The sequence below is a fragment of the Streptomyces sp. NBC_00457 genome, assembly GCF_036014015.1.
GTDB lineage: Bacteria > Actinomycetota > Actinomycetes > Streptomycetales > Streptomycetaceae > Streptomyces.
Window position 1 is genome coordinate 5308432 of record NZ_CP107905.1, and the last position, 11335, is coordinate 5319766.

Annotated in this window: 6 protein-coding genes; 2 read left to right on the forward strand and 4 right to left on the reverse strand. The window is 72.7% G+C overall.

Translation table 11 applies throughout. From position 1 onward, the window contains the following. Positions 1 to 126: 126 nt before the first annotated feature. Positions 127 to 2277, forward strand: a complete 2151-nt coding sequence (locus OG828_RS24110; protein ID WP_328502301.1) for an eCIS core domain-containing protein — start codon at positions 127 to 129, stop codon at positions 2275 to 2277. An 18-nt stretch (positions 2278 to 2295) separates the two neighbouring features. On the opposite strand, the gene OG828_RS24115 is transcribed toward OG828_RS24110, so the two are convergent. The 4 genes from OG828_RS24115 to OG828_RS24130 form a co-directional block, all read right to left on the reverse strand. After that, on the reverse strand, positions 2296 to 4632 hold the full coding sequence (locus OG828_RS24115; protein WP_443062429.1) for an ATP-binding protein: 2337 nt from the start codon (positions 4630 to 4632) through the stop codon (positions 2296 to 2298). 169 nt (positions 4633 to 4801) lie between these two features. Further along, positions 4802 to 5506 carry a DUF4255 domain-containing protein gene (locus tag OG828_RS24120; RefSeq protein WP_328360509.1) on the reverse strand — a complete coding sequence of 235 codons (705 nt, stop codon included), beginning with the start codon at positions 5504 to 5506 and terminating at the stop codon, positions 4802 to 4804. Beyond that, positions 5503 to 8775: a hypothetical protein gene (locus tag OG828_RS24125; RefSeq protein WP_328502302.1), complete on the reverse strand. Its 3273-nt coding sequence runs from the start codon at positions 8773 to 8775 to the stop codon at positions 5503 to 5505. The genes OG828_RS24120 and OG828_RS24125 overlap by 4 nt, the downstream gene beginning before the upstream one ends. A 219-nt stretch (positions 8776 to 8994) precedes the next feature. Next, entirely contained in the window at positions 8995 to 9639 is a 645-nt protein-coding gene (locus OG828_RS24130; protein ID WP_328442391.1) for a helix-turn-helix transcriptional regulator, read from the reverse strand. A 335-nt stretch (positions 9640 to 9974) separates the two neighbouring features. Between OG828_RS24130 and OG828_RS24135 the strand changes: the two genes are divergently transcribed. Continuing rightward, positions 9975 to 11282, forward strand: coding sequence for a COG1470 family protein (locus OG828_RS24135; RefSeq protein ID WP_328504931.1), 1308 nt, complete (start codon positions 9975 to 9977; stop codon positions 11280 to 11282). Positions 11283 to 11335 lie beyond the last annotated feature (53 nt).

Genomic DNA, 11335 nt, shown 5'->3' on the forward strand with positions numbered 1-11335 from the left:
CCGCACGGACCGTCCGGACATCCCCCGCCTTTGCCCTCACACTGCCCGTGCGGTCCTGGACGCCCGGTCGGCGCGTGCGGTCCACTGGGGGACGCAGCAGGCGTGCGCCGAACGAGGAGGCAGTAGATGCAGAGGTCCGGACGGCGCACCGAGGGGACCGAAGCCGAGCGGCCGGTGCGGGGCACGCCCGCCGCCCGACGCGATACACCCCCGGCCGGCGCCGCCGTCCCGCCCCCGCTCACCGCCGGCGTGCTGCGGGCGGCGCAGGGCAGCGCGGGCAACGCAGCGGTCACCGGCATGATCGCCCGCCGCGCCCGCCCCGCGCCCGCCCCGGAGCAGTTCGACAGCGTCGACACCGAGGTGCCCAAGGTCCTGAACTCGGGCGGCACACAGTTCTCGGGGCCGGTCCGCCAGGAGATGGAGTCCCGCTTCGGCACCGACTTCTCCGACGTACGCCTGCACACCGGCGCCGCCGCCGGCCGCTCGGCCCGCGCCATCGGCGCCCGCGCCTACACCTCCGGCAGCCATGTCGTCCTCGGCCCCGGTGGCACCGACAAGCACACCCTGGCCCACGAGTTGACGCACGTCGTCCAGCAGCGTCGGGGCCCGGTGTCGGGCACGGACCACGGCAACGGCCTGAAGCTCTCCCACCCGTCGGACTCGTTCGAAAAGGCCGCCGAGTCCAACGCCCACAAGGTCATGAGCGGGCCCGTGCCGGTGGCCCGCGCCGTCGACGGGCATGACCACGGGCACCACGAGGCGGACGGGCATGACCACGGGCACGGCGAGGTGCACCGCTCGGCCGAACCGGACGCCGTACAGCGTCTGGTGGGCTTCGAGGTGGAGCTGAGCGTGCCGAGCTTCGGTGCGCACGCCACGACGGGGCTGAACCCGGTCGACGGGCGGCAGCCCGCCCCGGAGCTCGGCGCGTTCTTCCACGGCGGATTCCCCTACGCGGCCACCGTGATGAGCGAACAGAACCTGACCATCCTCACCGACCACAACTCGCTCGCCCGCCGAGTCCGCGTCCTGCACGCGGTGCTCGCCGAGCTGACCGGGTCGGACGGGAACCCCGTCGTGACCGGGCAGCTCGCCTCGTCGATGAGCAACCTCGAGTACGTCACCGCTCCGTTCGACGAGATGGCGCCGGGGTCCGACGCCGCGGTCAAGAAGGTCGCCGAACGTATCGACGAGCACGTCAACGCGATCTTCCGGCAGGACCCGGTGCACAACCTCTTCACCGTGCCGGGTTCGCCCATGGCCGGGACCGGCACCCCGCTGGCCGCCCTGAAAGCGTGGCTGGGCCCGGACCTGTTCGACCACCCCAAGGTGCAGACGGCCATCGCGGCCTTCCAGTCCGACATCAAGGCGGAGATGTACCTCCAGGCCACCCTCGGCGTGCTGCCGTCCGGGATGCCGTCGCTCTACAGCTTCCAGGCCAACGACGTCAGCCACGAGTCCCGGCGGGCCGCCGGCAAGGAGCACATCGCCGACGGCTGGCACGACGCCGCCGCCGCCGTCAACCGCTCAGTGCAACGGCTGCGTTCCGACGTCGTGCCGAAGCTCGTGCCCGACCTTGGGGGCGGCGACCAGGAGGCCCTGACCGGCACCCTCGCGCTCGGTCTGTCCTACGCCATCGGCTCGGCGATGATCGAGGCCGGGGTACGCGGGCCCACCGCCTCCACGAAGAACGCCGTGCCGTTCCTGCTCAAGCTGGCCAATCTCGGGGCCATCCGGAAGCAGGCCACCACCGACACGCTGCGCGCGAAGGACATCGCGCCGGAGGTGATCGGCGAACTCGCCGAGTGGATGCACAGCCAAATCCCCGAGACCGGTGTCGGGCACTGGGAAAAGCTTCTGGACAAGTACCCGGACAACACGCCGAACCCGGCCGGGCCGGCGTACGGCCACGGGCACACCGGCGTCCGGAACACCGCGGGCATGCTGCACAGCCTGCTCAACGGCGACGAGACCTTCCCGGTGATCGCGCCCGGCAAGGCACTGCCGAAGGCGGACGAGCCCAATGCCGCGATCGTGCCTCACATCGGTGGCCAGAAGGGCGCGCCCCTCGAGATGCGCTGGCTGACCAAGCGGGCCAACAGCCCCGGACAGCTGTGGGGCATGTTCAAGACGATCATGGACGAGGCCCGCAAGGCCAACCTGGCGACGGTCCCCACGGCACAGAGCAAGCAGATCTGGGAGGCGGCCACCGACCTGGGGGCGGCGCCGGCCGCGGGACGGCGGGGGGCGCACGAAGCCGAGCTCATGGACATGTGACGACGTGCGGTGCCCTCGTCAGGCACCCACGGCGTCCGCCATGTACGGCCCGAACTCGCCCTCCAGGACCAGCCGTCCGAGCTTGCGGTACTCCTGCGCGACCGCCGTCACCACTTGCCGCATGGTGAGCGGGTCGCCGGATTCCGCGGCGAGGTAGGCGGCGGTGACCGCGCAGGCCCGGATGGAGCCGCCGGCGAGTTCGAAGCGGTCCGCGCAGAAGGCGAGGTCCAGGTCGTCGGCGCGGGGCAGCCGGTCGCCCAGGCACCGGTCCCACAGGGCGAGGCGGTGGCCGGCGTCGGGCACGGGGAAGTCCGCGACGACGTCCAGGCGGCGGGTGAACGCCTCGTCCAGGTTGGCCCGCAGGTTGGTGGTGAGCACCGCGATGCCGTCGAACGACTCCATGCGCTGGAGCAGGTACGCCGACTCGATGTTGGCGTGCCGGTCGTGGGCGTCCTTCACCTCCGAGCGCTTGCCGAAGATCGCGTCGGCCTCGTCGAAGAGCAGCACCGCGTTGACCGCGGAGGCCTCGGTGAAGATCCGTTCCAGGTTCTTCTCGGTCTCGCCGATGTACTTGTCCACAACTGTGGACAGGTCCACCACATACAGATCCATGCCCAGATCCGCGGCGACGACCTCCGCGGACATGGTCTTGCCGGTGCCGGACTCGCCCGCGAACAGCGCGATCACACCGCGTCCCCGGCCACCACCGGGCCGCATCCCCCACTGCCCGAGCACCTGCTCACGATGGCGGGCCCGCAACGCGAGCTCCCGCAACCGCCGGTGGGTGGTGGGCGGAAGCACCAGATCGTCCCACCCGACCCCCGGCTCCACCCGCCGCGCCAGCCGGTCCAACCCCGCCCCGTTCTGCGCGCGTACGGCAGCCCGCACATCGTCGGGCCGCACCGCACGCCCCGCCAGAGCAGCCGTACGCACCGCCACATCAGCGGCCCGCCGCAACTGCCCGGCATCCAGCCGATGCGCGGCAACGGCCGCCGCGAGCTCCTCGGCGTCGCCGGCCGCGGCACCATCTCCGGCGGCCCGGGCGAACGCACCGGCGTCACCGGCCGTGACGCCATCGCCGGCGGCCCGGGCGAACGCGCCGACATCCCTGACTGTCGCACCACCCCCGGCAGCTCGGGCGAGCCTGTCGGCGTCGCCCGGCGCGGAACCGTCTCCGGCGATCCTCGCCAGGCCGCCCGTCGTGGAGTCGCCCCCGGCGGTCGGAGCGAACCCGGTGACGCCCCCGGTTGCCGAGCCGTTGCCGACCGCCCGTTCCAGGGCGTGGCGCCAGCGCACGGCCTGGCGTTCGGGGGAGGGTGCTGGGACGGTCAGGGTGACGGGGGTGTCGGATGCCCATTCCGGGGACCAGCCGCCGGCGCCGTGTGTGAACAGGGGGATGCCGCGCAGGGCGGCGCACAACGTCCAGAGGGTGCGGGCCCGTTCGGCGGGTTCGGCGGGCAGTGATTCCAGTGGGCCCAGGACGACGCCGGCGCCGGTCAGGCGGGCTTCGCGGGCGGTCGCCCGGGCCAGCTCCGGCACCTCGGCGGGGCGCCGGGCGAGTGCCACCGCGTCCAGGGCGAGCGGGCGCAGTCCGGCCGCGTGCAGGGCGGCGGCGGCGAGTCCCTCGGCGTCGCCGCCGCGGCTGCGCAGATGGACGAGACCGACGCCGGTCATCGCCGCGGCGGCCGTCAGGTGGACCTCCGCCTCCTCGGCGGTCGGGTCCTCCCGTGCCTCGGCCAGCACCCCGGCGAGCCGGGCGTCCGGCTGCGCGCTGCCCAGCAGATGCGCGGTGACCCGGTCGGGGACCACCAACACCCGGGACAGCGGCGGCCGTTCCGGCTCGGTGACCTCCACCAGACCGCCCTCGATCAGCGGCGCTCCGGGGGCCAGCCGGAACCGGTCGGGCCCCGCGCCGGTGAGCCCGCACAGCTCCAGGGCGAGCCCCACCGTGGGCCGGCGGCGTGTCAGGTCGTCGTTGAGATAGCCGTAGAGCCGCTCGAACCGCGCGTCCAGATCCGGCGCCACCGCGACCAGCAGCAGGTCCAGATCGAGGGCGGACAGGCCGAACCGCCGCGCCAGCGCGTCGAGTACGGAACCGGCCGGCGGCTGCCAGGGCTCCTCCCCGGGTACGTCGAGACCACCCGGCTCGTCCAGGATCCGCGCCGCCGCCTCGGGCGTCAGGTACTGCCCCCGGTACGGATCGTCAGGATCCGGATCCCCGGCCCGCCGCACCCCCACCGCATGCCGCACCCGCTCCTCGACCGCCCGAAGTCGCGCCCACAGGGGGTCGATGGCGGCGGGGAGGGGTTCGACGGCGGGGTCGGCCACGACGTCCGGTTCCACTGTGTACGTCACGGCTGACGATCCCCCCGGCGGCGCCCATCGGCGTTGGGCTGAACGGTTGCGCGGTCTCCCCGGCACGGCCGGTCGGCGGCGGACCGAGCAGGAGCGCGGTCCTCACCGCGGCGCCGATCAACGCCGGACCGGACGGCGGATCCGGCCACAGCGGGTTCTGCGGCGTGTGTCACGGCTGACGATCCCCCCGGCGGCGTCGGGCCGGGGCCTCGCCCCGTTCGCGCGGGCCGGCGAAGCCGTTGGGGCCCGGGTCGCTGACCTCCTTGTAGCGCAGCCGGCGGCCCGGTGTCGCTTCCTCGCCCTCGCGGGCGGCGGCGGAGCGGACGACGAGGCCCTCGGTGACCGGCGGTGCGGTGACCCTGCTGATGCCGGCGAGCGGTGCGCGCACGCGCAGGCCGAGCGAGGCCTTCAGCTCACCGCCGAGCGCCGACCACACATCGGACGCGGCGGGCGCGTCGAGCGCGGACCCGCCGGCGTCCAGCCATACCTTCAGGCCGAGTTCGGCGAGCGTGCCGGTGAGCAGCCGCTCGGGCACCGTGTCCGTGGCCACCAGCGTGGCGAGCACCTGCGAGAGCAGCCGGTGCTCGTCCTGCGGCCGGCTCGTCCACGCCGTGACCATGTACGACAGCCAGAACCAGCGCGGCGGGGAGCGCCGCGCCACCACGTACCCGTCCTCGTCGTACACCTCCCCGGCACCGGCGCCCCGCCGGGCGGCGTCCTCGCGGATGTCGTACAGGAAGACGCAGACCGTCGGGGCGCTGCGCCGCGCCGCCCAGTCCCGGGTGGGGGCGTCGAAGACGACCTCGACGCCCGACGCCTCGAGGCCCGACTCGCCGAGCAGCCGCCGCAGCCCCTCGTCGACCTCGTGGATCACCGGCGGGTCACCTCGTCGGGCGGCTGCACACTGCCCATGACCACCAGGAAGTCCGTCTTCACCGGCGAGAACCCGGGACCCCTCGCGGTGATGGTGCGCGGTCCGGTCTGGTCCTTGGCCAGGATGAGCAGCTGGCCGATGAACGTGCCGTCCCGCTTCGGAATGGTCGGCGCCGCCGCCGCGGTGATCCCCGGGTTCCACTTGAACCGCACCGGCACACCCGGCGGGAAGTCCTTGCCGCGCACCGAGGTGACGAAGCCGGGCTTGCCGATCTCCGGCACCGCGATGATGCGCGGCTGCAGGATCCGCACCCGCTCCCGGGCGGTGTTGTCGTTCCGGTCGGCATCCGTCCCGGTGGTGGTGAGGATGCCGACCGCCTGGCCCGTCGTCGCCTTCTTGGGGCTGAGGACCACCCGTACGACCGTGCTCGCGCCCGGCCTCAGGTCCGGCAGCGCACACACCCAGGCTGTGTCACAGCCCGCCGGCGGCCCGCTGTTCGCGATGCCCCTGGGCAGGCCGATCTTCAGCCGCAGCCCGGTCGCCAGCGCGTTGCGGCCGTTGCGCACGGTGTACGTCACCACGACCCGCCCGCCCACATAGCCGGGGTTCGGCTGGGCGCTGACCCGCACGCCGGGTCCGGCCTTCGGCTCCTGCGGCTCCGGGGGCACGGGGGGCTGCGGGGTCGTGGGCGGCTCGCTGGTGGGCGGCGCCGGGGTCGGGGTCGGGGTCGTCGGTGTCGGAGTGGGGCTCGGGTCCGGCGGGGGCGGCTGCTCCTCCTCGACCACCGGCACGACGGTCCGGCCCGTGTTGTCGGTGGGCTCCGGATCCAGGACCGTACCGGTGACCGACCAGTCGATCGGCGCGTCGCCGGGCGTGACGCCGGTGAGGGTCACGTCCACCGGCACGGTCGTGCCGGGTTCCACCACGCCCACGTTGCACTGGAGGGTGGCGGCGTCGCAGGTGCCCCCGGGATAGGTGATCCCGGTGATCTGCACGCCGGGCGGCGGGGCGATGGTCAGCGTGGTGCCGGGGGAGGCGGCGGGACCGTTGTTGATCACGTCGACGGTGACCGTACTGGAGTCGCCGACGGTGACCTCCGGCGCGGTGCCGGGCGCCTCGAGAGCGAGGTCCACGGACTGCTGGACGGCGGGTTCCTTCTGCCGGCCCGGGAAGTCGGTGGTGAGCGGGGTGATCGCGCCGGACTCGACGTTCAGGACGCTCAGCTTCTCGGGGCTGTTGACCGCGACCTCGGCACGCGAGCTGAACACCAGGCTCTCGCCGTCGGCCGTCCACGCGGCGTCGCGCGGCTGGAACGGGCCGGTGGCCGAGGTGTCCGGCAGCTCCCGGCCGCAGGCGCCGGGCAGGTCGATGAGGGAGGCGGGCAGCAGCACCTGGCAGTCGTCGCCCGACAGGGACGTCAGGAGGAGGCCGTTCTGCTCGTCGACCGCGCCGCCGCCGTTCTTGCGGTTGTAGGCGATGGTGAGCCCGTCCGGCGAGAACGCCGGGCTGTCGTCGATGACTTCGCAGTCGCCCGGGCAGTTGATCGCGCTCAGGTCGGTCTGCCGGCCCAGGTCGTTCACGGGCACGGTCCAGATGTGCTTGTTGCCGCCGCCCCCGTTGATCTCCATGTTGCGGGTGAAGGCGAGGGTGGTGCCGTCGGAGGACCAGGTGGGCTGGGCGTCCTGACCCTGGAGCTCCCCGGCCGGCGGGGTGATCTCGCCGGTGATCGCACCGGTGGCCGCGTCGGCGATGAGGATGCGGCTCGGTCCCGCGCCCTCACCGACGCCGCCCGGCGAAGTCCGGGTGAAGGCGAGGAACTTGCCGTCCGGGGAGAACGTCGGGTCGGTGTCCCAGTCCCCCGCGGCGCGTCCGGCGAGCGGCATGGGCGCCGCGTTGGCGCCGTCGGCGTCAACCATCCAGATCCGCTCGACGCGCTGCCCGTCGACGGTCTCGAAGCGGGTGACGACGATCCGCCGGCCGTCGGGCGTGTAGTTCTGCCGCTCGGTCCACGGGTCGTACCCGTCCCTGGGCTGGAACAGCGGGTCCTTGGCGGGATCGGTGTTGGTGTCGGCCTCCGGGTCCTCGTTGAGGATCGTCAGCCCCAGGTCGCGCGGGTCGGACCCGTCCATCCGGGCGTCCTGCAGCGTCACCACGTGCGCGGCGGAGACCTCGTCGGTACGGGTTCCCGGGTCGTCCGCCGTGGTGCGCTCCACGATCACGCCGCCGCCGTTGATCGAGCCGAGCCAGGTGGGCGAGAGGACTTCCCGGTCCTCGTTGAGCACCAGGGGAGGTTCCACGTTCGGGTCCTCGCCGGCGTGCGCGGGGAACGTGAACACGTGGTCGTAGTCGCCCTCGCAGGTGCAGGTGATCTCGGGGCTCAGGAACACCACATCGTTCCCGTCGGGCTTCCACGCTGCCGCGTGGGCACGCCAGTCGGCGAACCTGCCCGCGAACAGCGGCTCGTCGCTGGTCCCGTTCGTGATCCGCAGCGTGGGCCGCGGCTGCCCGTCGACGGTGGCCGTGGCGGTGTACGCGATCCAGTCCCGGTTGACGTCGTCGTTCACCGGGTTCCACGCGGGCTCGGTGGCGGTGCCGTTCGCGGGATCGGTGACCCGGGTCTCGGTGCCGCCCGCCAGGGACCGTACGTAGATCTGCGCTCCGGCCGACGCGTCGCTGTCACTGGAGTACGCGATCCGCTGCCCGTCCGGGGAAACCGTCGGGTCCTGCTCGTTCGCGGGGGTGTCGGTGAGCCGCGTCGGGCTGCCGGTGCCGTCGGCGCGCACCTGCCACAGGTCGCGCTGCGTCCCGCCGCCGGCGCCGTTCGCCTCGGCGGAGTCGAACAGCACGGACCGGCCGTCCGGGGTCAGTTGGGGGTGCGCCGCGTTCATGCCGCTGGTGAGCTTGCGTACGGAACCGTCGGCGGCCCGCAGATAGATCTGCGGGTTCTTCTCGTCGCGGCGGCTCGCGAAGACCAGCTGGTCGCCGACGGCGGACGGCTGGGTGTCGTAGTGGGCCGGGCCCGCCCCGAACAGCGGTGCGCTGACGTTGTCCTTGGGGTCGGAGGTGGTGGAGGTGACCCTGCCGAGACTGCGGTGCCGGGTACCGGCGTACGCGACCCGGGCGTCCGCGGCGTCGGCCGCGGCCTGCGCCCGTGGTTCGGCGCTGCCCGGTCCCGCGGCCGCCGCCACCCCGAGCAGCGGGATCAGCAGCAGCAGCGACATCCCGAGTCTCCCCAGGCGGTACCGCCCGCCGGAGCCAGCGGTTTCCATCAGGGTCCCCTTCGCAGTCTGGATGCGGCATCTGGATGTGCCCCCGCCACCCTGCACCGCCCCCGTGCGGGGCGGCAGGGCGGTGGGGACGTACCCGGGGGAAACGTGGGTGCGCTTTCGGGCAGTGCCGGGTTCCCGGAGGCCGCCGGACGGGGTGCACACGAACCCGTCGCCCCGTACACGGGACCCGTTGGCCGGACCAACCAGTCCACCGGTCCGTCAGATCAGCCCGTTGCGCAGGGCGTAGCCCACCGCGTGGGCCCGGTTGCGCAGTTGCAGTCGCGTGATGATCTCGTGCAGGACGTTCTTGACGGTCCGTTCGGAGTACGCGGTCTTGCGCGCGATCTCCGCCGTGTCCAGGCCCTCCGACACCAGACGCAGCATGTCCGCCTCGCGCGTGGTCAGCGTGGACAGTGACAGGCTCCCGGGGTCGAGTGCCGAGCGCTGGAGGTTGCCCACGTGGGAGAGCAGCTTGCCGAGCAGGTCGCCGGGCAGCACTCCCTCTCCGTTGGCTATCGCCAGGACCAGGCGCAGCAGCTGGTCCTGTTCGGCTTCGGCACGCCGCAGCACCGCCGCCACTCCGCACTCGATGACGCGTTGCAGCGCGCCGGGTCCGAGCGTGCCGATCACCAGGCCGGTGCGGGTGGCCTTGTTGTGCCGCAGCCGGTGCAGCAGGGCGACCACGTCGTCGCCGACGTCGTCGACGACCACCAGCGACACCGCGGCCCCTTCCGCGTCGACGTCGTCGACCAGGTCGACCTCGGGGCGCTGGCGCAACTGGTGGACGATGCCCACGCGCAGCACCGGATCGGCGGCGTAGACGGCGACGGTCACCCGGCCGCCCGTCCGGTCGGCTCTGGACATCCGGTGGCCGGCCTTTGCCTGGGCGGGCTCACGTGACGTGGTGTCGGACACGGCAGTGCTGTTCTCCTGTGCACATAACATCGCTTGTTACCTGTTCCAGGGTTCGTGGGGGCAAGAGTGGTTCAGGACGAGGCAACCGCCGCAAGGCGGCGCACGGGAAGCGGCGCGCCACATTAACGAGCTACCGTTACAAGGGAGTTGACATTGGCTTGCCGGGCAGCGTGACTGCCCGTGTATTGCCCTCGCGTTCCTCGTGGGACCGCTGGACGCGCTTCTACGGTGGTGGCGTGACGCCTTCTGCAGCCTCTTCCGGCCCGGGTGCGCCCGGCCTCGACATTCCGGCCGTGACGGTGACGCCGGGCGAGATCGCCACGACCACTCTGACCGTCCGCAACGACAGCGACATCGTCGAGGCGTACAACCTGGAGGTCGTCGGGGACTGTGCCCCCTGGACCACCGTGGAACCGGCCCGGGTCTCGCTCTATCCCGGCACCTCCGAGACGGTGACGCTCCGTCTGGCCCCGCCGCGCTCCCCGGAGATCCGGGCCGGCGAGAAGCCCCTCGGTGTGCGGGTCCTGCCGACCGAGCACCCCGAGTCGGTACGGGTCCTCGAAACGACCGTCCATATCCAGGCGTTCCACGAACTGCAGACCGAGCTGGCCCCGCGCCGACGCCGCGGCTGGCTGCGCGGCCGCTACAAGCTGGCGGTGCGCAACCAGGGCAACACCCCGGTGCAGGTGGGCTTCACGCCCGGTCAGGCGGGCGAGGAACTCGGGTTCGCCTTCACCCCGGAGCAGCCGAAGCTGGAGCCCGGTGAGTCGACCGAGGTCGGCCTGCGGGTCCGTACGGCCAAGCCGGTGTGGTTCGGCGCCCCGGTGGTGTGGCCGTTCACGGTGGACACCGCCGAGACCGGTGACCGGGATGGGGACGCGGACGGGGAACAGCCCCGCTGGGACGAGCCCGCCGCCCCGCCGCCGCTGGACGCGGAGTTCGTCCAGATCCCGATCTTCCCCCGCTGGCTGCTGATCCTGCTGGCGGCGCTGCTCGCGCTGCTGCTCGCCTGGTTCGCACTGGTGCGTCCGGTCGTGAAGAGCGCCGCCAAGGAAGCCGCCGAGGAAGCGGTCCAGCCCCGTCCCACGCCCGCGGGCGAGCAGACTCCGGGCGCCGGGACCGGCGGCGGCGAAAACCCCCAGCCGGGCGGCCAGGAGTCGGGTGCGGGGGCCGGATCGGGCGGTGGCGGCGGTGGCGAGGGCGCCACGGGCGAGGGCGGCGTCACGGGCACCAGCGGCCAGCACTCGGAGACCATCGACGTGGAGTTGGCCGCCGGGGAGACCAAGTCCGAGTCCTACACGGTGCCGAAGGACAGTGTCTTCGGAGTCACGGACGCCGTCGTCGCCAACTTCCAGGGCGACGAAGGGGTCTTGACCTTCAACTTCGGCGACCGCAAAATCACCACCATCGCGCTGGAGACCTTCCGTAACCAGGACTACCACTGGGTGACCCCTATCAAGATCGCCGAGAACGACACCGTGACGATCAGCGTGACGTGCGCCAAGCCTGGTACACCGGCGACCGGTCAGCAGGCTCAGGGGTGCCACGAGGTCCTGAACGTGAGCGGAATTCTCAGCAGCACCAAGCAGTGAATCGGACCCCCCGATTCACAGACATTGTCGAACTGTGGTTGCGCTTTCTGTAA